At 72.6% G+C, this 23,327-nt stretch carries 24 protein-coding genes and 1 pseudogene; 12 read left to right on the top strand and 13 right to left on the bottom strand.

The annotated features are described in order from the left end of the window. From AB0C02_RS27845 to AB0C02_RS27835, 3 genes are all read right to left on the bottom strand, one after another. Positions 1–623, bottom strand: a 623-nt coding sequence (locus AB0C02_RS27845) for a S8 family serine peptidase (RefSeq protein WP_357551912.1), incomplete at its 3' end; no start/stop codon positions are given. Between the two features lie 285 nt (positions 624–908). Then, positions 909–1,094, bottom strand: coding sequence for a DUF397 domain-containing protein (locus AB0C02_RS27840; RefSeq protein WP_357551911.1), 186 nt, complete (start codon positions 1,092–1,094; stop codon positions 909–911). Then, entirely contained in the window at positions 1,081–1,878 is a 798-nt protein-coding gene (locus tag AB0C02_RS27835) for a helix-turn-helix transcriptional regulator (RefSeq protein ID WP_357551910.1), read from the bottom strand. Before AB0C02_RS27835 ends, AB0C02_RS27840 begins: the two co-directional genes overlap by 14 nt. A gap of 164 nt (positions 1,879–2,042) precedes the next feature. On the opposite strand from AB0C02_RS27835, the gene AB0C02_RS27830 reads away from it, so the two are divergent. Together AB0C02_RS27830 and AB0C02_RS27825 are read left to right on the top strand one after the other, a co-directional pair. Further along, positions 2,043–2,387, top strand: coding sequence for a hypothetical protein (locus tag AB0C02_RS27830; RefSeq protein WP_357551909.1), 345 nt, complete (start codon positions 2,043–2,045; stop codon positions 2,385–2,387). Positions 2,388–2,413: 26 nt separating this feature from the next. After that, a complete protein-coding gene (locus tag AB0C02_RS27825; protein WP_357551908.1) occupies positions 2,414–2,632 on the top strand; it encodes a flavin reductase in 219 nt (72 codons plus the stop codon). Between the two features lie 12 nt (positions 2,633–2,644). Here the strand turns inward: AB0C02_RS27825 and AB0C02_RS27820 are convergent, their stop codons facing one another. Beyond that, positions 2,645–3,277: a dihydrofolate reductase family protein gene (locus tag AB0C02_RS27820; protein WP_357551907.1), complete on the bottom strand. Its 633-nt coding sequence runs from the start codon at positions 3,275–3,277 to the stop codon at positions 2,645–2,647. Positions 3,278–3,321: 44 nt separating this feature from the next. Between AB0C02_RS27820 and AB0C02_RS27815 the strand changes: the two genes are divergently transcribed. Beyond that, entirely contained in the window at positions 3,322–3,924 is a 603-nt protein-coding gene (locus AB0C02_RS27815; RefSeq protein ID WP_357551906.1) for a dTMP kinase, read from the top strand. Here the strand turns inward: AB0C02_RS27815 and AB0C02_RS27810 are convergent. The 4 genes from AB0C02_RS27810 to AB0C02_RS27795 all read right to left on the bottom strand — a co-directional run bounded on the left by AB0C02_RS27810 (position 3,921) and on the right by AB0C02_RS27795 (position 8,845). Continuing rightward, entirely contained in the window at positions 3,921–6,107 is a 2,187-nt protein-coding gene (locus tag AB0C02_RS27810; RefSeq protein ID WP_357551905.1) for a transglycosylase domain-containing protein, read from the bottom strand. The genes AB0C02_RS27815 and AB0C02_RS27810 overlap by 4 nt on opposite strands. A gap of 158 nt (positions 6,108–6,265) precedes the next feature. After that, positions 6,266–7,108, bottom strand: a complete 843-nt coding sequence (locus tag AB0C02_RS27805; RefSeq protein WP_357551904.1) for a hypothetical protein — start codon at positions 7,106–7,108, stop codon at positions 6,266–6,268. A 148-nt stretch (positions 7,109–7,256) separates the two neighbouring features. Then, the gene (locus tag AB0C02_RS27800; protein ID WP_357551903.1) at positions 7,257–8,366 is read right to left on the bottom strand and encodes an SPFH domain-containing protein; all 1,110 of its coding nucleotides are present in this window, start codon (positions 8,364–8,366) and stop codon (positions 7,257–7,259) included. A 5-nt stretch (positions 8,367–8,371) separates the two neighbouring features. Then, the gene (locus tag AB0C02_RS27795) at positions 8,372–8,845 is read right to left on the bottom strand and encodes an NfeD family protein (protein ID WP_357551902.1); all 474 of its coding nucleotides are present in this window, start codon (positions 8,843–8,845) and stop codon (positions 8,372–8,374) included. Between the two features lie 92 nt (positions 8,846–8,937). On the opposite strand from AB0C02_RS27795, the gene AB0C02_RS27790 reads away from it, so the two are divergent. From AB0C02_RS27790 to AB0C02_RS27775, 4 genes are read left to right on the top strand one after another with little or no spacing between them, the layout of a single operon-like run. Continuing rightward, positions 8,938–10,251, top strand: coding sequence for a serine hydrolase domain-containing protein (locus AB0C02_RS27790; RefSeq protein WP_357551901.1), 1,314 nt, complete (start codon positions 8,938–8,940; stop codon positions 10,249–10,251). 37 nt (positions 10,252–10,288) lie between these two features. After that, the gene (locus tag AB0C02_RS27785; RefSeq protein ID WP_357551900.1) at positions 10,289–10,720 is read left to right on the top strand and encodes a DUF1707 domain-containing protein; all 432 of its coding nucleotides are present in this window, start codon (positions 10,289–10,291) and stop codon (positions 10,718–10,720) included. A 9-nt stretch (positions 10,721–10,729) separates the two neighbouring features. Continuing rightward, positions 10,730–12,247 (top strand): DUF1707 domain-containing protein, encoded by a 1,518-nt coding sequence (locus tag AB0C02_RS27780; protein ID WP_357551899.1) that lies wholly within the window; start codon positions 10,730–10,732, stop codon positions 12,245–12,247. Positions 12,248–12,303: 56 nt separating this feature from the next. Beyond that, positions 12,304–13,824, top strand: coding sequence for a DUF1707 domain-containing protein (locus AB0C02_RS27775; protein WP_357551898.1), 1,521 nt, complete (start codon positions 12,304–12,306; stop codon positions 13,822–13,824). Positions 13,825–13,828: 4 nt separating this feature from the next. Here the strand turns inward: AB0C02_RS27775 and AB0C02_RS27770 are convergent, their stop codons facing one another. After that, entirely contained in the window at positions 13,829–14,641 is an 813-nt protein-coding gene (locus tag AB0C02_RS27770) for a DUF3097 domain-containing protein (RefSeq protein ID WP_357551897.1), read from the bottom strand. A gap of 175 nt (positions 14,642–14,816) precedes the next feature. On the opposite strand from AB0C02_RS27770, the gene AB0C02_RS27765 reads away from it, so the two are divergent. Continuing rightward, positions 14,817–15,611 (top strand): hypothetical protein, encoded by a 795-nt coding sequence (locus tag AB0C02_RS27765; protein ID WP_357551896.1) that lies wholly within the window; start codon positions 14,817–14,819, stop codon positions 15,609–15,611. A 160-nt stretch (positions 15,612–15,771) separates the two neighbouring features. Here AB0C02_RS27765 and AB0C02_RS27760 read toward each other — a convergent pair whose 3' ends face one another. The 4 genes from AB0C02_RS27760 to AB0C02_RS27745 form a co-directional block, all read right to left on the bottom strand. Continuing rightward, positions 15,772–16,641: an HAD-IIA family hydrolase gene (locus AB0C02_RS27760; RefSeq protein ID WP_357551895.1), complete on the bottom strand. Its 870-nt coding sequence runs from the start codon at positions 16,639–16,641 to the stop codon at positions 15,772–15,774. Next, a complete protein-coding gene (locus AB0C02_RS27755; RefSeq protein WP_357551894.1) occupies positions 16,584–17,615 on the bottom strand; it encodes a ferrochelatase in 1,032 nt (343 codons plus the stop codon). Before AB0C02_RS27755 ends, AB0C02_RS27760 begins: the two co-directional genes overlap by 58 nt. A 98-nt stretch (positions 17,616–17,713) precedes the next feature. Further along, positions 17,714–18,481, bottom strand: coding sequence for an enoyl-ACP reductase FabI (gene fabI, locus AB0C02_RS27750; RefSeq protein WP_357551893.1), 768 nt, complete (start codon positions 18,479–18,481; stop codon positions 17,714–17,716). A gap of 21 nt (positions 18,482–18,502) precedes the next feature. Then, positions 18,503–19,207, bottom strand: a complete 705-nt coding sequence (locus AB0C02_RS27745; RefSeq protein WP_357551892.1) for a beta-ketoacyl-ACP reductase — start codon at positions 19,205–19,207, stop codon at positions 18,503–18,505. A gap of 152 nt (positions 19,208–19,359) precedes the next feature. Here AB0C02_RS27745 and AB0C02_RS27740 point away from each other — a divergent pair, with 152 nt between their 5' ends. From AB0C02_RS27740 to AB0C02_RS27725, 4 genes and pseudogenes are all read left to right on the top strand, one after another. After that, on the top strand, positions 19,360–20,589 hold the full coding sequence (locus AB0C02_RS27740) for a histidine kinase (RefSeq protein WP_357551891.1): 1,230 nt from the start codon (positions 19,360–19,362) through the stop codon (positions 20,587–20,589). Continuing rightward, positions 20,586–21,248, top strand: coding sequence for a response regulator transcription factor (locus AB0C02_RS27735; RefSeq protein WP_357551890.1), 663 nt, complete (start codon positions 20,586–20,588; stop codon positions 21,246–21,248). Before AB0C02_RS27740 ends, AB0C02_RS27735 begins: the two co-directional genes overlap by 4 nt. 98 nt (positions 21,249–21,346) lie before the next feature. Further along, positions 21,347–22,240 (top strand): alpha/beta hydrolase, encoded by an 894-nt coding sequence (locus tag AB0C02_RS27730; RefSeq protein WP_357551889.1) that lies wholly within the window; start codon positions 21,347–21,349, stop codon positions 22,238–22,240. Continuing rightward, positions 22,237–23,268, top strand: a pseudogene (locus AB0C02_RS27725) (acyltransferase); the annotation flags it as partial. The gene AB0C02_RS27730 and the pseudogene AB0C02_RS27725, both read left to right, overlap by 4 nt. Positions 23,269–23,327: the final 59 nt, after the last annotated feature.

Below are 23,327 nucleotides of genomic sequence, written 5' to 3'. Positions count from 1 at the left end.
GTCGACGCGACGTGCGTGCCGTGGCCGACCAGGTCGCGGTCGTCCTCCACGCCCTCGGTGAAGTTCCGCCGCGCCGAGACCTTCCCGGCCAGATCAGGATGCGTGGCGTCGATACCCGAGTCAAGCACCGCTACCCGCACCCCCATGCCGTCGAAACCAGCCGACCAGGCAGCGGGCGCACCGATCAGCGGAACACTCTGATCCAACGCCGGCTCACGTACCGCGTCGAGCCAGATCTTGCCCGCAGTCAACTTCGCGCGAGTCGCCTGCCAACGGGCTGCCAGCGACCCGGTGGGCGTCTCGGCGGCGAAACCCCGCACCGCGGGCAGCCGCCGCTGCGCGGACAGGCCCGGCGCGGCGGTGGCACCGGAAACGATCAACGGCAACGACGACGGGCGCGCGGCCCGCACCGCCAGCAACTCGGTCAAATCGAACAACCGCTGGTCGAGCCGGTCCGCCCGCAGCAACGGCACCGCATCCGACGGGAACACGTACTGGTGCCCACCGGTCCGGTAACTGTGGAACGTAACGCCCTTACGCGGCACAACGCTGACTCGGCCATCGCCGAACACCGTCACCCGGTCACCGGTGATCAGCGTCACCGTCTGGGCCTCGCCGGTCACGACCGCCGGCCTGACCGCCTGCGGTGCGGGCGCCGGCCTGGCAACCGCGGGACCGGGCGCACCCGTCAGCAACCCGACGACGATCCCCCCGGCCAGTACCGCTCTTGTCCCTCTGCTGGATCGCATGCGCCTCCCCGTTCCGGAGACGGTCCCCCGTGGACCGTCTCTTATACAGACGCTTGAACCGGTCGACGCATTACACGAAACGGCGAGCAATCTTGAATGCGGGTGCGAGCGAGGCCCCTCAGCATCGCGCTGAAGGGCCTCGTCAGGTTTGCGTCAGGACTACTGCTTGGCCGACGCCACGAACGTCCTCCAAGCGGACGGGTCGAAGGCCAGCACCGGCCCGGACGGATCCTTACTGTCCCGGACCGCGACAAAGGCTGGCAGGTTGTCGGCCACCTCGACGCAGTCGCCGCCGCTCGTGCCGCTGCGGGTGGACTTCTTCCACTGCGCGTTACTGAGGTCCATGCTGGCTCTCGACTTCCTTCAAGAGGGCAACCGACAGCGCCTCCGGGAGGGCGACGCCCCTCACGCTCTCCCACCTGGTTAGAAGCGTAGCCATTTGATCCTCAGCGTCGGTGATGACGCCGTCAAGCTGGTTCTCCAGGTGTCCCACCCAGCCTCCGTCGGCCAATCTCGCCAAAGCCAGTGGCCCGGACAGCCCGACGTGCAGCCCAGTGTTCGCGGGGATGACGTGGATGTGCACGTGCGGCCGTTCGGCCATCCGCAGCAGGTGGGCGAGCTGCTCTGCCATGATCGCATCCGTGCGGCGGAGGGCCGCCTCGTCGATAACGGCGATGACCTGCGGCGGGTGCTTTCTGCTGAGTATTTCCTGGCGCTCCAGCCTGACGGTCACCTGCTGCTCTACCTCGTCCTCCGGCCGAGTGTCATCGAAGCGGAGCACCGCGCCGGCGTAGTTCGCGGTCTGGAACAGGCCAGGGACGAGCGTGGGGTTGAAGTAGCGGAGCTGGTTGGCCGCCCGTTCCGCCTCCAGCCAGGGCTTGAACCACGACGGCTGGCCGTCGCGCTGGACCGTGCGCAGCAGCGACTCGAATAGCCCGCCGGTATCCAACACCTCGTCCACCCGCTTGACGTACGGCAGGTCGATCGGACGGGTTCCCGTCTCGACCGCCGACACGGTGGACGCCGAGAAGTTCGTACGCCGACCGAACTCCTCCTGGTTCAGGCCGGCCAACGCCCGTACCCGCCGGAGCTGGATGCGAATCCGGTCGACAGTCAGCTCACCTTCCAAGGCTCCTCCAGCGATTCAGCATGATCACCAAGCGTCATCGTGCACGGCACCGGGGCACCAGACCATCAGCACGACCAGGCTCGATGCCTTCCGAGCGTAGCGACGTCCTCACCAGACTGTCACCCATGCGGATCCCGTCAGACAGGCTCGCCGTGGAGGTCGACATGCGTGACCCACATCCGGAATCGATGAACGTACCGAGGGCAGCGTTGACGGCGCTGGACCTGACCGACCCGCGGGTCACCGGCGGCCACGCCGGCCACCGCCCGTCCTGGGTCTGCGAGACCTGCGCGGACCCGTGGCCCTGCGCGCCCTTCCGCGCGTACGCCGATTGGCGGCTCCCCCGCGCGGCGCTGATCCCGACGATGTCCGTTCTGCTGCGGTCCGCGATCCCCGACCTGCGGGGTCGGCCGCAGGGCCCGACCCCGCCGGAGATCGTACGGCGGTTCCTCTGGTTCCTGCCGCTGACCGACGACGAGGCCCGCGCCGTGGCCCTGCGGCTGCGATGACCAGGCCGCCCGTACCCCATGTGGCCATGCGCCCGCTGTGGCGGTGCCGCAACTGTGCGGCGGAGTGGCCGTGCCAGCCGGCCCGCCTCGGCCTGCTGGTCGAGTATCGGCACGACCGTACCGCCCTGTTGGTCTACCTCGGCATCCTCATGGCCGAGGCGCGGGACCAGCTCGGCCAGCTCCACTCGCGCCCGGCACCGGACCTGACCGACCGGTTCCTCAGCTGGGCCCGGGCTCGGGGCTGACGCACCACCCGATCAGGCTCGCGCGTAGCGCAGCAGCACCGAGCGGCCGTCGAAGTGGCGGGTCTCCATTAGCCGCAGGGCTAGGCGGTCCTTGCCGGGGAAGACCGGCCTGCCACTGCCGAGCACCACCGGGTGCACGACCACCTGGTACTCGTCGATCAGGCCCAGGTCGGTCAGCGCCGCCGCAGCCCCGGAGCCGCCGGTGAGCAGCAGTTCCTTGCCGGGCTGGGCCTTCAGCTCGGCGACCTCGGCGGCCAGGTCGCGGCCGATCACCCGGGCGCCGTACTCGGGGTGCTCCAGCGTCCGCGAGATGACAACCTTCGGGGTACGCCGCCAGACCGGGGCGAACCTCAGGTCGTGCGGGTCCTGGGACAGCTCCTCGACACGCGGCCAGTAGGAGGACATGAACTCCCACACCACGCGGCCGTAGAGGAAGGCGTCGGCCCGGTCGCACAGCTCGAAGGAGTACGCCGACAGCTCCGGTCCCATGACCGGCCAGTCGAACTCTCCGTTCGGGCCCTCGATGAACCCGTCGACGGACTGGTGCACCCAGTAGACGAGTTTGCGCATGGTGTCCTCCTGCTCGGTGACGCCCCGACGGGCGCGCTCACCGGTGGGTCGGAGCCGCCGGGCGGGATCCGACACGGATCTTTCCACCGGGTTGCCGGCGGCGGCTACCGTTCCGACCCGTGGCCCAGCCCATCATGATCGCGCTGATCGGTGTCGACGGATCCGGCAAGAGTACCCAGGCCCGGGCCCTCGCCCGCCGGCTGACCGCTGACGGCACGCCGGCGACGTACTTCGAGAACGCGGGCGGGCGGCCGGTGTGGAACCGGCTCGCCCGGGTGTTCGGCCGGGCGGACGGGGTGGCCCTGTTCGGGCGTACCTGCTATCCGATCCTGGAGGCCGCGGTCCGCGCGGTGGCGATGACCCGCACGGTGCTGGTCAGCCGGCTGACCGGGCGCACGGCGGTGCTGGACCGGTGGACCTGGTGCCAGTACGTGATCATGACAGCCCGTGGCGACCTGGGGCGGCGGGCGGTCGGGGCGGCGTACGCGATCTTCCCGCGCCCCACCGTGGTCTGTTTCCTGGCGACCTCGCCGGAGGTCGCCCGGCGGCGGGTCCTGGCCCGTGGCATCGACACCGAGGAGTTGTCTCACCTGCGGGCGCTGGACGCCGCCTACCGGGCCCTGCCCGAGTACGCGTCGTTCGTGGTGGTCGACGGCGACGGCGACCCGGACGAGGTGGCCGCGGCGCTGGACGAGGTGGTGTCGCCCCTGCTCCGCGTCTAGCCGCGGAGCCAGCGGGGGAGGTTCTGGGCCTGGTTCTGGTCCTGCTGCTGTTGCCACGGCGGGGTGGGCTGCGGTCGGGAGCGCTGCGGGTCGCCGGCCAGCTCCTGGCTTGGCGCGGTGAAGTCCTGCACCGGCTTGCCGTCCACGGCCTTCCGGATCACCCGGGCGACGGCGTCGATCACCTTGGACTGGACCGCCGAGCCGACCAGGTCGGTCGGGTCGTCGGGGTCGGCGGCGATGCCGGCGACGGCCACCTGCGGGGTGAAGGCGACGAAGGTCTCGGTGGCGTTCTGCTCGGAGCTGCCGGTCTTGCCGGCGACCGGCCGGCCGACGATCTGGTTGACCCCGGTGGCCGTGCCGCCGTTGCACTGCCCGTACGCCGACTGCTGGCCGACCGGGCAGCGGGCCGCGTCGGTGGCGGCCCGGGCCACGTCGGGGTCCAGGACCTGCTTGCAGGACGGCTGGCCGACGTCGACCTTGTCGCCGTTGGCGGCGGTCACCGAGATCACCGGCAGCGGCGTGCAGTACGTCCCCTCGGCCGCCACGGTCGCGTACGCGTTGGCCAGGTCGAGCGGGGTGGTGGCGGCGACGCCCAGGGTGAACGAGCCCCAGTTGTCTGCGTTGTTCTCGGCGAACGCGGCGTCCGACCCGGCCCGGAAGGTGATGCCGAGCCGCTGCGCCATCTCCACCACCTTGTCCTCGCCGACCTGCTCGGCCAGCCAGACGAAGTACGTGTTGACGGAGCGGCCGAAGCCGTCCCACATCATCCGGTAGCCGTCCATCCACTGCGGGTTGGCGTTGGCCGGGCACCACTTGCCGCCGCAGTTGCCGTCGGCGTCGGAGGCGTAGCGGGTGGGCAGCCGGGACGGCGCGTCGAAGCCGGTGGCGAGCGGCTTGCCGGCCTCCAGCGCGGCGAGCATGGTGAACATTTTGAACGTGGAGCCGGCCTGGTAGCCGGCGACGCTGGCACCGCCGGAGATCAGCGGGTTGACGGTGTTCGGGCGGTTGGCCTGCCCGGCCGGGTTGTCGGCCAGGCTGTAGTGCCGGTTGACCGCCATGGCGAGCACCCGGCCGGTGCCCGGCTCGACCGCGGCGATCGGCAGGGCACGCTTGTCGTCGTACCCGTAGACGGCGGTGGCCTGCTGCTGCGCGGTCTGCTGGATCTTCGGGTCCAGGGAGGTGATGACGGTGTAGCCGCCGCGGCGCAGCGCCTGCTCGCGCTCCTGCGGCGTGTCGCCGAAGGCCGGCTGGGCCAGCCACCATTGGCGCAGGTAGTCGCAGAAGTAGCCCCAGTCGTTGTGCCCCTGGGCGACCGCGGTGCAGCCGTTGGGCTGGGCGGTCGGGTGCAGGGTGAGCGGCTCCGCCTTGGCCTCGGCGGCCTGCTGCGCGGTGATCGCGCCGGTCTCGGCCATCGAGTCGAGCACGTACGCCCGGCGGGCGAGGGCCTGGTCCTTGTCCCCGTCGATCGGGCTGTACGCGTCGGGTGACTGGACCAGGCCGGCGAGCAGGGCCGCCTCGGCCAGGGTCAGGTCGCCGGGCGCCTTGCCGAAGTAGCGCTGGCTGGCCGCGGCGACGCCGTACGCCCCGGAACCGAAGTACGCGATGTTGAGGTAGCGGTTGAGGATCTCGTCCTTGCTGAGAGTCTTCTCCAGCGCGTTCGCGTACCGGATCTCCTGGAGCTTGCGCCCGACGGTCTGCTCGGTGGCGGCCTGCCGCTCCTCCGGGGTGCTGTTGGGGTCGTTCTTGAGCACGTTGCGGACGTACTGCATGGTCAGCGTGGACCCGCCCTGCTCGGTGCCGCCGCCGGTCACGTTGGCGACCAGGGCGCGCACGAGGCCGCGCAGGTCGGCGCCGCCGTGGGAGTAGAAGCGACGATCCTCGGCGGCCACGATCGCCTGCCGCATCACCGGGGCGATCTCGGCGAGGGGCACGTCGGTGCGGTTGACGTCGTAGAACGTCGTGATCAGGGTTTTGCCGTCGTTGGCGTAGAGGTAGGAGCGCTGGGGCTGGGCGGGGGTGCGCAGCGCGTCGGGCAGCTGCGCGTACGCCCCGAGGGCCGCCTTGGCGACGAACCCGCCGACCAGGTTGCCGGGCAGCGCGACGACCGCGAGGACGAGCCCGGCGAGAACGCCGGCGAGCAGCACGGTGAGGAGCCGCGACAGTGGCGACCGGTGAGACGGCATGGACACCAGATTGCCGCGAATGTCACCAACCGACCACCCCCCAAGCCAACTGTCAGCCACTTCACGGCACCCTCCCAGCCACCGTCCTTCCCGTTGATCAAGGAGTTTGCGTCGGATTCGGGGCCGAGCCCCACGCAAACTCCTTGATCAACAGGAGCTCAGGGGGCCGCGGGGCCGGGGGGTGGGGTGCGGGTGGGTGGGGTGGGTGGGGTGGGGCGTGGGGTGGGGGTGGCTTCGGCGCTGGCGGCTAGGGCGTCGCGGGCGATGGCGGCGGGGACCAGGCGACCGGAGCGGTAACCGATGCCGAGCCCGGAGACCAGCGCGAAGATCGCACCGAAGGTCTGCAACGAGCCGACCAGCGCACCACCGAGGCCGAGCAGCGGGGCGGCGATCATCAGCATGATCCCGTCGCCGTAGGAGAACATCCCGGACCGGGCCACCGACCAGCCGGTGCATAGCCACCCGATGCTGTAGAAGGTGGTGCCGACCAGGACGATGCTGCGCGCGGTGGTGCCGAAGACAGGCGCCTGCGCGTCCAGCCCGGCGAAGGGCAGCATCAGCACGACGCCGGCGATGCCGGCCAGCAGCCCGGTCGCGGCGACCCGCCGGCAGCGGGTGGCGGCGAGCAGGCCGGTGAGGGCCAGCAGCGCGAGCAGCCCGAGCCAGACCGCGGCCACCCAGCCCACCAGGTAGAGCGGGCTGCCGTCGGCCGGGTACGGAGTGTTGCCCACCCCGCCCTTGCTGGCCATCGCCACCAGGCCGTAGAGAATCGCGTACGCGGGTAGCAGCCAGACCGCCGCGCGGGCGAACCGGCGTACGGACCAGGCCCAACTCGCGTTGGTGGCCGGCGCGGGTGATCCCGGATCGGAGACGAACGGCAGCACCCCGAACCCGCCCCCGGTACGCCGGCTGCCGAGCGGTCCGGCGGGATCGTGCGCGCCGGGGACCGGTTCCCGGGAGAACAGTTCCTTGGAGAACAGGCTCTTCGCCGGTTCCTTCATGCGTCACCTCGCTCCGCCTACGGGCGGTGCGGGACGCGCTCGGCGCCCCGGTCCTGGTCACCACCCGTCCTTGAGACCGATGGTGGCAGGCACCGGGGCGCCGCATGAGACTTTCTCGCTTTTGCCGCCCGGGGTCGGGCGGCCCCGCTCAGCCCCGCTCGCGCTGGTCCGAGGGGTCGTTGACCAGGCTCTCCGGCGAGACCGGCTCGGGCGCCGGCAGGCTCTGCTGCGGGACGGTGCCGCCGCTCGTCTGCCCCTCGGCGACGCGTACCTCGTTGTCGACCGCCTGGGCGGCGGTGGCGGCGGCCTGCGCCGCCTCGGCGGCCTCCCGCTCCACGTCGCCGGCGCTCTGGCTGGCCAAAGGCGACGGCACGTCGCCGACCATGTTGGCCAGCCCGCCCAGCGCGCCGCCCATCCCCTCCAGGGCCTTGGTCAGCTCGGCCGGGACGATCCAGACCTTGTTCGCGGAGCCGTTGGCGATCTGCGGCAGCGCCTGGAGGTATTGGTAGGCGAGCACCTTCTGGCTCGGGTTGGCCTGGTGGATCGCGTCGAAGACGGTACGGATCGCCTTCGCCTGGCCCTCCGCCTGCAGGATCCGGGCCTGCCGGTCACCGTCGGCGCGCAGCACGGCGGCCTGCTTCTCACCCTCGGCGGTGAGGATCTGCGACTGCTTGAGACCCTCGGCGTTCAGGATCGCGGCACGGCGGTCCCGCTCGGCGCGCATCTGCTTCTCCATCGAGTCGCGAATGCTCGGCGGCGGCTCGATCGCCTTGATCTCGACCCGGGTGACCTTGATGCCCCACCGGCCGGTGGTCTCGTCCAACACGCCGGACAGGTGCCGGTTGATCTCCTCGCGGCTGGTCAGCGCCCGCTCCAGGTCCAGCGAGCCGATCACGTTACGCAGCGTGGTCACGGTGAGCTGCTCGATCGCCTGGATGAAGTTGGCGATCTCGTAGGTGGCGCGGACCGAGTCGACCACCTTGTAGTAGAGAACCGTGTCGATCGAGACGACCAGGTTGTCCGAGGTGATCACCGGCTGCGGCGGGAAGCTGACCACCTGCTCCCGCAGGTCGACCTTGGTGCGAACCGAGTCGACGTACGGCACGAGCAGGTTCAACCCCGGGTTGAGGGTCCGCTTGTACCGGCCCAGCCGTTCCATCACGTCCTGCCGCTGCTGCGGCACAATCCGCACCGCCTTGGCCAGTGTCACCACGGCGATCACCGCCACGGCGATCAACAGGACCGCTGCAAACTCCATACCGCTCACCTTTTCGTCTCGGGCAGTCCGCCCGGGGTGGAAATCTCTTCCTGCCAAACCAGGGCGGTGGCGCCCTGGACCTTCATCACCTGCACCCGCTCGCCCACGGCGTAGCACCGCGTCGCGTCGTACGCCCGAGCGGTCCACAGCTCGCCGTCGATCTTGATCAGGCCTTCCTCGACGTCGACCGGCTCCATCACCAGGGCCGACGTCCCCGCGAGCGCCTCGACCCCGAACAACCGTTCGTCGCCTTCGCGCGCCGCCCGCCCGTGCCGCCGGATGATCGGCCGGATCACCGCCACACAGAGCACCGAGACCACGGCGAACGCCAGCGCCTGAACCTCGATCGGCGCACCGAGCGCCGAGGCCCCGGCGGCGGCGAACGCCCCGGCCGCGAACATGATCAGGAAAAGCGTCGTCGTGAAGATCTCAGCGACCGCCAGCAACACACCCAACACGATCCACAGCACTGCGTCCACCCCACGATCGTGACACGTCTACGCACATCCCACGAACCCGCCATGATCGGTAAGCTCGGCGACGGCCGCCGACCTCGCCGAGGAGGATGTTCATGGAGCTGCTTCCGGAGACCGCCCGACGGGTCGACGCGCTGGTCGCCCGGGCCCAGGCCGAGGGACGCGGCCCCTCGATCGCCCTCGGGGTGATCCGCGACGGCAGCCTCGCCCACCTCGCGCTCGCCGGCGACCACCCCACCCCCGACGCCGACCTGCAATATCGGATCGGTTCGATCAGCAAGACCATGACCGCCGTGCTGGTGATGCAGCAGCGCGACGCGGGCCGGCTGACCCTGGACGACCCACTGGACAAGCACCTGCCCGGCACCCCCGTCGGCGCGCTCACCCTGCGCCAGCTGCTCGGGCACGCCGGCGGCCTGCAGCGCGAGCCGGACGGCCAGTGGTGGGAGCGGAGCGAGGGCACCGACCTGACCACCCTGCTCGCCGGGCTGACGCCGGAGAAGATCGCCCACCCGCCGCACCGCGTCTACCACTACTCCAACCTGGCGTACGGGCTGCTCGGCGGGGTGCTGGAGCGGATCACCGGGACCCCTTGGGCCGAGCTGCTCCGGGAACGCCTCCTCGAACCCCTGAACATGCGCCGCACCACCTACCACCCGACCGAGCCGTACGCCCGGGGTTACGTGGTGCACCCCTGGCACGACACGCTGCGTGAGGAGCCGCGTACCGACACCGGCGCGATGGCACCCGCCGGCCAGCTCTGGTCGACCGTCGCGGACCTGGGCCGCTGGGCGGCGTTCCTGGCCGACCCGGCCCCGGACGTGCTCGCCCCGGCCACGCTGACCGAGATGTGCGCGCCGGTGGTGATCAGCGACCTGGACTCGTGGACCGGCGGGCACGGCCTCGGCCTGGAGCTCTACCGGATCGGCGACCGGGTGTACGTCGGCCACGGCGGCTCGATGCCCGGGTACGTCGCCGGCCTGGCGGTGCACCGGCCCAGCCGTACCGCCGTAGTGGACTTCGCCAACTCCTACGGGCTGCGCGGGGGTCACCATCTCGTCGAGCTGGCGCGGCAGGTGCTCACCCTGGCGCTGGACGCCGAGCCGACCCCGCCCACCCCGTGGCGGCCGGCCGCCGAGCCCACGGCGGACGTCGCCGAGCTGACCGGCCGCTGGTGGTGGATGGGCCTGGAGTACGAGCTGCGCCCGGACCCGGCCGGTGACCTGCTGGCCGGCCCGGTCGGGCGGCCCGTCCTCCGGTTCACCCCGGAGGGCCCGGACCGCTGGCGCGGTCGCTCCGGCCCCCAGGACGGCGAGATCCTCACCGTGCTGCGGGACGAGGCCGGTCGCCCGGTCGCCCTGGACCTGGCCACCTTCATCTTCACCCGCGACCCCGACGAGATCCCGTGAGGCGTGCGCTCGTGCGTTGAACCCTTACGATCTCGGCGTGCCGCGCAGTGATCAACATCAGACCGGTCGGACCGCGAAGCTTCGCGCGACGAACGCGGACCGCCACCAAGCGGCAGACGTGCTCCAGCTGGCGTCGCGGGAGGGCCGGCTCGACGCGGCGGAGTTCGACCGCCGCTCCCGGGCCGCAGCGGCCGCGCGGTACGTCGACGAACTCGACACCCTCGTGGCCGACCTGCCCCGCGAGCTCGGCGTCCGGGACTGGCTCGGCAACCTCCGGATCCGGGCCACTGATCGGGATCTGGCGATCCGTTGGCTCGCCGACGCGCTGGCCGAGGGGCGGCTGACCCCCGAGCAGCACGAACGGCGGCTCGCCGACCTGCAGCAGGCCTTGAACGAGGGCCAACTCACCCTTGAGGAGTACGACGAGCGAACCCGGGCGGCGCGCAGCGTTGTTGATCTTTGGACCTAGGATCCTGCTGTGAATCTTGGGTGGTCCGACGGCGGGCAGGATGACCTGCGTGCGACGAACGGTGACCGTGCGGCCGTGGTGCGGATTCTGGACATCGCCCGGGACGAGGGACGGCTGGACAGCGTCGAGCACGCCCGACGCGTCGACGCGGTGCAGGCCGCGAAGACCCGCGGCGAGCTGGTGGCACTCACCGCCGACCTGCCCGACCGGCGCGGCGAACACTGGTGGTTCGACCCAGCACGGGTACGCGGCGACGACCGCGAACGGGCCGTTCACTGGCTGGCCGAGGGCGCGGCGCAGGGCCGGCTGACGGCCACCGAAGTCGAACAACGGTCCGCCGCCCTGTCCACTGTCGGCACGTACGCCGAACTGCGGTCCCTGCTACGCGGGCTGCCCGGCTGGCCGGGCGCGGACGGCAGGGACCTCCTGGCCGGCACCGCCGACCGCGACGCGGCCCTGGCCCGGCTGACCGAAGCGGTCGTCGACGGCCGGGTCAAACCGACCGAACGTCCGGGCCTGGAAGCCGACATCAGCCAGGCCCGCCGGGTCCGTGACCTGGAAGCCCTGCTGGCCGACCTGGCCAGGAGGATCAGCGACCAGGAACGCCACGGCACCGCGGCGGAGTTGGCGGTCGCTCACCACGACGGCCGACTCGACCGCACCGAACACGCCAGCCGCATCGTCCAGACGCAGGAGGCGGTCACCGCCGCCGACCTGGCCCAGCTCACCGGGGACCTGCACGGCACCGCCCGGCGGCCGTCCCAGGCGGAACGGGACGACATCGCCGGCCGGCTCAAGCGCGCCCTCGACGAGGGCCGCCTGGACCTGACCGAGTACGAGTCCCGCCTGCAAACCGCGTACGCGGCGGCCACCGTCGCCGAGACGGCGCCGCTTCTCGCCGACCTGGCCGACCCACCCCGACCGGCCTGGCGCGGCCCGCTCGACCGCGCCTTCGACAAAATCGTGTTCAACTCCGCGTTGCTGTCCGCACCACGCGGGTGGCGGCAGCGCCTGTTTTCCAAGCCGGCGTGGAAGATTTTCGTCGTTGGCACGCTGCTGGCCTGGGTCTGCAGCGGTGTGGCGGGCAATCTTGTGGTGTTCATGTTTGGCATTCCTGCGCTGTTCTGGCTGTTCGTCCTTTCCACTGTGATGTTCGACAGCGGTTGTTCCAAGATCGCCGGAGGCCGGGAGCAGGTGGTCATCGCTGATCTACGGTCGGCCCTGAGGCGACACGACCCGTCCATTCGTCAGGTCAAGATCGAGGACGGCGACCGTACGGTGACCGTCGCGATCAGGTTCGAAAACGACCGCGACACCGTCCCACCGCCGATCATCGACGAGGCGGTACGACTGTTCTGGCTCAGCCGGCTCTACCCGCTCAAACGCATCGAAATCCACAGCGTGTGCGACACCAAGCCCTACGAACGCGGCTCATGGACGGTACGGCTCGATCGTGCCACGCGCCAACGACTGCGGCACCGGTACGGGCCGCGCCCGTACGGGCCACTGCCGCCCTCCGTAACCTGACGGCTCGGCCGCCGGGCTCCCGTACCTGTTGATCTTTGGGCCTAGGATCCTCTGCTGTGAACCTGGGGTGGTCCGACGGCGGGCAGCATGGCCTGCGTGCGACGAACGACGACCGTGCGGCCGTGGTGCGGATTCTGGACATCGCCCGGGACGAGGGGCGGCTGGACAATGTCGAGCACGCCCGGCGCGTGGACGCGGTGCAGGCCGCGAAGACCCGCGGCGAGCTGGTGGCGCTCACCGCCGACCTGCCCGACCGGCGCGGCGAACACTGGTGGTTCGACCCGGCCCGGGTACGCGGCGACGACCGCGAACGGGCGGTCCACTGGCTGGCGGAAGGATCAGCGCAGGGCCGGCTGACGACCGCCGAATTCGAACGACGGTCGGCTGCCCTGCCTGGTGTCGGCACCTACGCGCAACTGCGGTCCCTGCTGCGGGGCCTGCCCGGCTGGCCGGGCGCGGACGACAACGATCTCCTGGCCGGCACCGCCGACCGCGAGACGGCCCAGGCCCGGCTGACCGAAGCAGTCGTCGACGGCCGAGTGACACAGATTGAGCATCCCGGGCTGGAAGCCGACATCAACCAGGCCCGCCGCCTGCGTGACCTCAACGTCCTGCTGGCCGACCTCGACGCCCGCGCCAGCGACCAGCAACGCCACGACGCCGCAGCCGAGCTGGCCGCCGCCCAGCGCGACGGCCGGCTCGACGGCACCGAACACGCCAGCCGCATCGTCCGGGCACAGGAGGCGGGCACGGCCGCCGACCTGGCCCACCTCACCGCAGACCTGCACGGCACCGCCCGACGACTGTCCCAGGCAGAACGCGACGACGTCGCCCGCCGACTCAAACGCGCCCTCGACGAAGGCCGCCTCGACCTGCCCGAATACGAATCCCGCCTGCGAACCGCCTACGCGGCGGCCAGCATCGCCGAGACCGCGCCGCTCTTCGCCGACCTGACCGACCCGCCCCGACCAGCCCGCCGCGGCCCCCTGGACCGCGTCTTCGACAGGTTCGTGTTCAGCTCCGCGTTGCTGCCCGCACCGACCAACTGGCGGCAGCGCCTGTTCCCCAAACCGGCCTGGAAGATCCTCACCGTAGCCGCGCTGCTGGCATGCTGCCTCGGTACGACGTGGCACGCCGCGCTGCTGGTCGTTGGAACTCTGCTGCTGATCTACCTGCTCTTCATCTACGAAGATATGGTCGACGGCGGCTCCGAAGGCGGCGAAAAGCGGCAGCAAGCGGCCCTCGATGAAGTGGGGGCGGCCCTGAGGGGACACGACCTGTCCATCCGTGATGTCACGGTGTACAAGTCCGCCCCAAAGGTCAGCGACGTGACCGTCGCGATCAAGTTCGAGAGCGATCCCGACACCGTCCCGCCGTCGATCATCGAAGAGGCGGTACGACTGCTCTGGCTCAGCCGGCTGTACCCGCTCAAAAGCATCAACATCCGCAGCGCGGGCGAAACCGAGACCTACACCCGCAGCCGGTTGACGGTAGAGCTCGACCGCGCCCGACGCGAATGGCTGCGGCGCTCATACGGGCCGCGCCCGTACGGACCGCTGCCGCCCACCTCAACCTGACAGCTCAGCCGGGTTCGGTGACGAAGTCGATCAACCGCTCCATCGCGTTGATCAGCGGCGTCTCCACGTCGGCGAAGCTGTTCACCCGGGACAGGATGTGCCGCCACATGTCCGCCGGCTCGGCCACCCCGAGGGCCGCGCAGACCCCCTCCTTCCAGGGCCGCCCGGGCGGCACCACCGGCCAGGCCGGGATGCCCAGCGCCTTCGGCTTCACCGCCTGCCACACGTCGACGTACGGGTGGCCGGTGACCAGCACGTGCGGCGAGGTCACGGCCGCCACGATCCGGCTCTCCTTCGACCCCGGCACCAGGTGGTCGACGAGCACGCCGAGCCGCCGGCCCGGGCCCGGGGCGAACGCGCGTACCTCGGCGGCCAGGGCGTCGATGCCGTCCAGGGGTTCCACCACCACGCCCTCGATCCGCAGGTCGTCGCCCCAGATCCGCTCCACGAGCGCCGCGTCGTGGATGCCCTCGACCCAGATCCGGCTGGCCTTGGCGACCTGGGCCCGGACGTTGTCGAGCGCGATCGAGCCGGAGGCGGTACGCCGTCGGGCGGCCGGCACCGGGGCGCGTACCGGCTTGCGCAGGGTGACCGGCCGGCCGTCGAGCAGGAACGCGGCCGGCAGCAGCGGGAAGTTGCGCCGCCGGCCGTGCCGGTCCTCCAGCACCACGGCGCCGGACTCGAAGCCGACGACCGCACCGCAGAACCCGGAGTCGGCGTCCTCGACGACCAGGTCCGGCTCGGCGTCCACCTCCGGGGTGACCTTCCGCCGCCGCCAGTCCCCCGCCAGCACGTCCATGTCGTATCGCCCCGCCATGTCGATCACGGTAGTCAGCGGTCCGGCACGCCGCTCGGCGACTCGCCGCCCGGCGGGCCACTCGCCGGGCCGGAGCACGCCCCACGAAACGGGCGAAGGGGGTAGTTGGGGGCAGGTCGCGCCGCCGGTGCGGCAGTCGAGACAGGGGCGGTGGGGAGCACGTACCCTTTTCGGCATGTCCTCCCCCGCAGCGGGCGCGGCGACGCTTGCTCCGCGCCGGTCGAGCCGGTTCGTTGCCTGGGTACGCGCCTGGCGGGCCGGCCTGGTGCCCTTCGACGAAGTCGCCGACGAGATCGCCGGCGACGAGGAGCACCTGGTCGCCGACGCCCCCGGCGCCTGGACCGACGTGTCCCTGCGGGAGGCGCTGCCCAGCCTGGCGAAGCTCTCCCCGGACGAGATCCGCCTCGTGCTGCCAGCCCCGGGCGACCCGCGCGGCCTGCCCGGCCCCGGCGACTTCGCCGGCGCGGCGCTGCTCGCCGGCGAGGCGGTGGTGGCCAGCGGGCTCGGCCTCGTCCCCGAGGTACGCAGCCACACCTCCGGCTCGGGCATGACCTGGGAGACCGTGCTCTGGCGGGTGTACCCGCTGCCGGTCGACGCACCGAAGGCGTCCCTCGCGGTGCCCGGCGCGGCGGAGGCGGAAGCCGAGCTGGCCGTCGCGCTCGCCGAAACGACCGCCGCGCTCACCCGGCTCGATGTGGCCCAGTGGCGGCCCGAGCTGGCCGGGGCCCTCGCCGCGCTGCGCCGCCCCGACGGCACCACCGACCTGCCCCCGGGCTTCGACCCGCGAGCCCGCCGGCTGTTCGCCCGCGCGGCCGTGCTCGACCGGGTGCTCGCCCTGGCCGGCGAGAGCGCCCCGGGCGGGGCGGTGAACACCTACGAGGCGCAGCAGCGGGACGCGGCGCTGCGCCCACTCACCACCGCCTGTCGGCAGGCCCTGGTGGCCGCCTGCAACGCCCCACTGTCGGCCTAGGCCGGCTCTCGCAACAGGTGGGCCACCGGGCGCGCCGGCCGCAGCGAGGTCAGAGCTGGTCGATCTCGGTGAGGTCGAAGCCCCCTGTCCTCCACCCGCCAGAAATGGGCATCGCATCGCCGTGTGGCCGACGCCTGCGCCCCGCAGGCGTCGGCGCCGTTCAGATCTCGTCGATCAGGTCGGCGACCGAGTTGACGATCCGGGACGGCCGGTACGGGTAGCGTTCCGCCTCCGCCCGGGTGCTGATGCCGGTCAACACCAGGATCGTCTCCAGCCCCGCCTCCAGGCCGCACAGGATGTCCGTGTCCATCCGGTCGCCGATCATCGCGGTGCTCTCCGAGTGCGCCTCGATGGTGTTCAACGCCGAGCGCATCATCATCGGGTTGGGTTTGCCAACGAAGTACGGCTCCACCCCGGTCGCCTTGGAGATCATCGCGGCGACCGAGCCGGCCGCCGGCAGCGCGCCCTCCACCGACGGGCCGGTCGCGTCGGGGTTGGTGCAGATGAACCGAGCGCCGTCGTTGATCAACCGGATCGCCTTGGTGATCGCCTCGAAGCTGTAGGTGCGGGTCTCCCCCAGCACCACGTAGTCCGGGGCGAAGTCGCTGAGCACGTACCCCACCGCGTGCAGGGCCGTGGTCAGGCCGGCCTCACCGATCGCGTACGCGGTGCCGCCCGGCCGCTGGTCGGCCAGGAACTGGGCGGTGGCCAGGGCGGAGGACCAGATGGCCTCCTCCGGCACGTCCAGGCCCATCCGGTTGAGCCGGGCCTGCAGGTCGCGCGGCGTGTAGATCGAGTTGTTGGTCAGCACCAGGAAGGGCTTGCCGGAGGCGCGCAGCCGCTTGACGAACTCGGGCGCGCCCGGCACCGGCTGGCCCTCGTGCACCAGCACGCCGTCCATGTCGGTGAGCCAGCTCTGCACCGGCTTGCGGTCATGCATGTTGTGGTCCCCCAGGGGTGTCGGGAGGTCGGTCAGGCTGACGGACGACGGGCCGGGGGCACGCAGCACGCCGTCGGGCAGGTGTCCCACATCGGCAGCTCGCCGAGGCGGCGGCGCTCGGTATCCGGGGTGGTGCGTTCGAGGACCAGTTCGCGCACCATCGCCACAAAACGCGGGTCGGTGCCGGGGGTGCCGGCGCGGACGTAGTCCAGGCCGAGCTGCTTGGCCGTCTCCAGGGCCTCGGTGTCCAGGTCCCAGACCACCTCGAGGTGGTCGGAGACGAACCCGATCGGGCTGACCACCACACCGGTGACGCCCTGCCCGGCGAGGGTGGCCAGGTGGTCGTTGATGTCCGGCTCCAGCCACGGCACCTGCGGCGGCCCGGAGCGGCTCTGCCAGACCAGGTCGTACGGCAGGTCCGGCGCGGCGGCGGCGTGCACCAGCCGGGCGGTCTCCGCCAGCTGCGCGGTGTATCGGCCGCCGTGCGGGCCGGCGGTGGCGGCCATCGAGGTCGGGATGGAGTGGGCGGTGAACACCAGCCGGGTGCTGTCCCGCCGGGCCGGGTCGAGCTGGGCCAGCGCCGTGCGCACCGCGTCGGCGTGCGGCTGGACGAAGCCCGGGTGGTCCCAGAACTGGCGCAGCTTCTCGATCACCGGGGCGTCCGGGCCGACCGCGGCCCGTGCCGCGGCGATGTCCTCCTGGTATTGCCGACAGGAGGAGTAGCCGCCGTACGCGCTGGTGACGAAGGCGAGCGCCCGCTTGACGCCGTCGTCGCGCATCCGCGCCACGGTGTCGGCGAGCATCGGGTCCCAGTTCCGGTTGCCCCAGTAGACCGGCAGGTCGACGCCGTTGGTGGCGAAGTCCGCGCGGATCGCCGCGAGCAGCTCCCGGCACTGCTGGTTGATCGGGGACACCCCGCCGAAGTGCAGGTAGTGCTGGACCACCTCTTCGAGCCGTTCCGGCGGCACGCCCCGTCCCCGGGTCACGTTCTGCAGGAAGGGCCGCACGTCCTCGGGCCGCTCCGGGCCGCCGAAGGAGACCAGCACCAACGCGTCGTACGCCATGGCCCCATTCTTCCCCGACGGCCGTGACGGCCCGGCAACGGCCCCGGGCCGGGGCGTTAACAGGGGCCCCTTCGCTAAAGGGGGCCCCTGTTTACACCTCAGGCGCCGATGGCGTGGTAGCCGCCGTCGACGTGGACGATCTCGCCGGTGGTGGCGGGGAACCAGTCCGACAGCAGCGCCAGGCAGGCTCGGGCGGCGGGCTCCTGGTCGGTGAGGTTCCAGCCGAGCGGGGCCCGGTCGGCCCAGGCGTCCTCGAACTGCTCGAAGCCGGGGATGGACTTGGCGGCGATGGTGCGCAGCGGCCCGGCGGCGACGAGGTTGCTGCGGATGCCCCGCTTGCCCAGGTGCAGCGCCAGGTAGCGGGAGGCGGACTCCAGCCCGGCCTTGGCCACGCCCATCCAGTCGTACACCGGCCAGGCCTTGGTGGCGTCGAAGGTGAGGCCGACCACCGCGCCGCCCGCCGACATCAGCGGCAGCGCCGCCATGGCCAGGGACTTGTACGAGTAGGTCGAGACGTGGACCGCGGTGGCCACGTCCTCCCACGGCGCGTCGAGGAAGCCGCCGCCGAGGCAGCTCTGCGGGGCGAAGCCGATCGAGTGCACCACCCCGTCCAGGCCGTCGACGTGCTCGCGCACCTTGTCGGCCAGCCCGGCGAGGTGTTCCGGGTTCGTCACGTCCAGCTCGATCACCGGGGCCGGCTCGGGGAGCCGCTTGGCGATCCGCTCGACCAGGGAGAGCCGGCCGTAGCCGGTGAGCACGACCTGGGCGCCGTTCTCCTGGGCGAGCTTCGCCACGGAGAAGGCGATCGAGGCGTCGGTGATGACGCCGGTGACCAGCAGCCGCTTACCGGCCAGAAGTCCGGACATTGCGCAATTCCTCCGTGTTTCTCAGTGACCCATGCCCAGGCCGCCGTCCACCGGGATGACGGCGCCGGAGATGTACCCGGCCGCGTCGGAGGCGAGCCAGGTGACCACGCCGGCGACCTCGTCCGGCTGCGCGAAGCGGCCGGCCGGGATCGCCTTGCGGTATTCGGTGCGGCGCTCCTCGGGCAGCGCCGCGGTCATGTCGGTGTCGATGAAGCCGGGCGCGACCACGTTGGCGGTGATGTTGCGGCTGCCCAGCTCGCGGGTGATCGAGCGGGCCACGCCCACCAGGCCCGCCTTGCTGGCCGCGTAGTTCACCTGGCCGACACCCCCGTAGAGGCCGACCACCGAGGAGATGAAGATCATCCGCCCCCACCGGGCGCGGAGCATCTTCGTCGAGGCCCGCTTGGCGCAGCGGAACGTGCCGGTCAGGTTGGTGTCGAGCACCCGGGTGAACTGCTCCTCGGACATCCGCATCAGCAGCGTGTCGTCGGTGATGCCGGCGTTGGCGACCAGCACCTCGACCGGGCCCAGCTCGGCCTCGATCGCGGTGAACGCGGCGTCGAGCGACTCGGCGTCGGTCACGTCGCACTTCACGCCGAACAGCCCCTCCGGGGCGTCGCCGCTGCGATGGGTGACCGCCACCCGGTCGCCCTGCTTGGCGAACGCCTGCGCGATGGCCAGGCCGATCCCCCGGTTTCCGCCGGTCACCAGCACGGTGCGGGCCACGGTTCCCCCTCTGCTCAGCTGATCTCGCCGGTCGGAGCCTAGGGGTTACCGGCAGGTAAGCGCTAACGCGAGCAGGTCACACCGGGGTACGACGCCGGGCCTCACCCCGTGGTGGGACGACGTCGACGCCACCGGCCCGTACGCTGCCGCTGGTGGAGCAATCGTGGGTCGGAACCTGGTGGCCGGCGCTGCGACGGGTCATCGCCGGCCCGGACGTCCCACCCGTCCGGCCGCCGCTGGAGCGCTGGCCCCGGCTGGCCCGGTTCCTGCGCCCCGCTGGCCTCTTCGCGCTGGCCGGCCTCTTCGCCGCCACCCTCGCCTGGGAGACCAACCGGCACCTGCCCGGGATCGTGCCGGTGCTGCTCACGGCGCTGACCATCGCCCCGCTGATCGTCCTGCCCCGACGCCCCCTGCTCGCCTGGCGACTCACCATCGTCGCGCTGGCCACCTGCACGTTCAACGCCCCGCCCCGCGCGCCCTGGCCGTGGAGCCCGGTGCTGGTGCTCGGGTCGCTGCTCGTGCTCGCGGTGGTGGCCGCCCGGGTGAACCGGCGGATGCTGGTCTGGGTGGGGCTGATCACGATGGTGCCGGTGCTCACGCTGGTCCACCCGAACAACCGGGCCGGCGTCGCGCTCCTGGTCCTGGCCCTGCTGACGCTCGGCGACCTGGTGCGGGGCAACCGGGTCTCCCGCCGCGCGTTGGCCGAGCAGACCGAGCTCAGCGAGCGGGAGCAGGAACGCCGGGCGGTGTTGGAGGAACGCGCCCGCATCGCCCGGGAACTGCACGACGTGGTCGCCCACCACATGTCGATGATCGCCGTGCAGGCGGAGACCGCGCCGTACCGCCTGGCCGACGTGCCCGACGGCGCGCGCGCCGAGTTCGCCGCCATCGCCGGCTCGGCCCGGGAGGCGTTGACCGACATGCGCCGCCTGCTCGGCGTGCTGCGCAGCGAGTCGGCCGGTCCGCAGACCGCGCCGCAGCCCGGCCTGGCCGACATCGCGCCGATGGTGGAGGCCGCCCACCGCGCCGGCCTCGCCGTCACCCTGGACGCCCCCACGCCGGCCGCCGGAACGCCCGCGCCGGTCGGGCTGGCCGCGTACCGGATCGTGCAGGAAGGGCTGGCGAACGCCGCCCGACACGCGCCCGGTGCGGCGGTACGGGTCAGCGTGCACCCCGGGCCGCACGCCCTGACCGTCCGGGTCGAGAACACCGCCGGTCCGGCCGCCCCGACCAACGTGGAGCGGGGCGCCGGACACGGGCTGACCGGGATGCGCGAACGGGCCCTCGCGCTGGGCGGTACGTTCGCCGCCGGGCCGCTCGACGGCGGCGGGTACGCCGTCGACGCGCTGCTGCCGTACGACGGGGAGGAAAGGCCGGCATGATCCGGGTGTTGATCGCCGACGACCAGGCGATGGTCCGGCAGGGCTTCGGCGCGCTGCTGGCCGCCCAGCCGGACCTGCTCGTGGTGGGCGACGCGGCCGATGGTGCGGCGGCGGTCGAGGCGGCCCGCCGGCTGGACCCGGACGTGGTGCTGATGGACGTGCGGATGCCGGTGCTGGACGGGCTGGCCGCCACCCGTCAGCTGCTCGGCGACCGCCGCGTGGACCGGCCCCGGGTGCTCATCCTGACCACCTTCGACCTCGACGACTACGTCTACGAGGCGCTGCGCGCCGGGGCGAGCGGCTTCCTGCTCAAGGACGCCCCCGCCGCCGACCTGGTGCACGCCGTCCGCGTGGTGGCGGCCGGGGACGCGCTGCTCGCGCCGGCCGTGACCCGCCGGCTGATCGCCGAGTTCGCCGCCCGGCCCGGGCACCGCCGGCCCCGCCCGGCCGACCTGGCCGGCCTGACCCCTCGGGAGACCGACGTGCTGCGTCTGATCGCCCGGGGACGCTCCAACGCGGAGATCGCCACCGACCTGGTGGTCGCCGAGCAGACGGTCAAGACCCACGTCGGGCGGATCCTGGCCAAGCTCCAGCTCCGCGACCGCGCCCAGGCCGTGGTCGTCGCGTACGAGACCGGTCTGGTCGCCGCCGGCGAATAGTTCCCGGGTAGCACGCCGGGAACCACCCCGCGGGGTGACGATCTTCGACCTGTCCGCGTCGCACGCTCCCGCCGGAGAACTTCCGGAGGGAGACGACGATGCACTGGAACCGACCCGCCCGGGCGACGCTGACCGTGCTGCTCGGCCTCGGCCTGCTGCTGCCAGACTGCCCCGTCCCGATGGCACCGGCCGCGTACGTCGAGGCGTACCCGCTGGTCGCGGCCCGGCTGAGAACGGCCGGACCGCCGTACGACGGCTGGGCCTCGGCCGGCCGACGGTTCCTGGTCTTCGATCCGCGCGACGGCCTCGCCGTGGAGGTGCTCGGCGACCTAGCCGCCGCCGACCGGATCGCGGTGCTGGTCCCCGGGGTGGGCAGCACGCTGCGCGACTTCGACCGGGGGCTGGGCGGGGTGGCGCGGCGGGCGCCGGCCCGGCAGGGGGCCGAATTGTACGAGGCGCTGCGCGCGACCGACCCCGACGCCCGGGTCGCGGTGCTGGTCTGGCTCGGCTACCGCCCGCCCGACGGGGTGCCGGCCGCAGCCGGCCCGGCCCCGGCCCGCCGGGGAGCCGCCGCGCTCCTGGCCCAGCTGCGGGTGCTCGCCGACCGTCGCCCGGAGGCCACGGTGACGCTGGTCGGGCACAGCTACGGGGCGCTGGTCGTCGGGCTCACCGCCCGCCGGTCGCCGGCCGGGGTGACCGACGTGGTCACGCTCGGCGGGGTGGGCGTCGGCGTGGACCGGGCCGGCGACCTGGGCCGGGTACGGATCTGGGCGGCGGAGGCGCCGACCGACTGGATCCGCCGGGTGCCGGAGGTACGGCTGCCCGGCCTGGGGCACGGCGTCCGCCCCGGCGACCCGGCCTTCGGCGCCCGGCCGCTGCCCACCACGGGGGTGACCGGCCACGACGGCTACCTGGCACCCGGGAGTGCCACGACGAGCGCGGTGGCGTCGGTCGTGCTCGCCGGCACCGCCGATCGGGCGGTGGCCCCGTGAGCGCGAGGAGCGAGCCGGGCCTGCGAGCCCCGCAGTCGCGAACAGAAGCGCCGCCCGCGACCCGGGACCGGGTGATCGACGCGCTGCGGGCGTACGCGATCGGCGGGGTGGTGCTCGGGCACTGGCTGGTCACCGCCCTGGTGCTGACCGCCGACGGGGCCCTGCGCACGGCCAGCCCGCTGACCGCGCTGCCGGCCCTGGCCCCGGCCACCTGGCTGCTGCAGACCCTCGGACTGTTCTTCTTCACCGCCGGGTACGCGGCCACCAGGTCGCTGGCCGGGTACCCGCACGGTGCCGGGCGCTGGCTGGCGCGCCGGCTGGGCCGGCTGCTCGGCCCGGCGTTGGCGCTGCTCGGCGTCGGCTCCGGGGTGCTGCTGGCCGCGATCGTCCTGGGCGCCCCGGACGGCACCCTCTCGGTGGCGGTCACACTGGCGGCCAGTCCGCTGTGGTTCCTGTTGCCGCTGGTGGCGCTCTCCGCGCTGACCGGGCCGCTGCGGGCGGCCGTACGCCGGTGGGGTCCGCTGCGCTGCGCCGCCCCGGCGGTGACCGTGGTGGCCGCGGCGGACCTGGCCGCCCGGCTGCTGCCGGCGGCGCCTGGGCGGCTACCGGTCGCCCTGCTGGCCGCCTGGGTGGTGCCCTGGCTGCTCGGGGTCGCGCACGCCGACGGACGGCTGACCGGCCCACGCCCCGCCGGGCTCGCCGCGGCCGGCGGCGTGACGCTCCTCGGGCTGGTCGCGCTCGGCTACCCGACCAGCGCCGTGGGAGTGCCCGGCGCGGGCGTGTCCAACCTGAACCCGCCGTCGCTGTTCGCCGTCGCGCTGGGGGTCGGGCAGGTCGGCCTCGCGTTGTTGGCCCGGCCGGCGCTGGCCCGGCTGCTCGACCGACCCCGCCCGGCGCGGGTGGTGGCCGCGGTCAACCGGGAGGCGATGAGGATCTATCTGTGGCACCAGCCGGTACTGGTCGCGGTGACGGCGCTCGCCGCGCACCTCGGCCGGGCCCTGCCGGGGCTGCACACCGCCCCGGCCGGCCCCGGCTGGGTGGCCGCCCGGATCTGCTGGCTGCCGCTGTTCGCCCTGGTCCTGGCCGC

This window comes from Micromonospora sp. NPDC048999 (assembly GCF_040649295.1).
Lineage (GTDB): Bacteria > Actinomycetota > Actinomycetes > Mycobacteriales > Micromonosporaceae > Micromonospora.
Note: the sequence above shows the minus strand (reverse complement) of the source record. Positions and strands in the feature narration are given on the sequence as shown.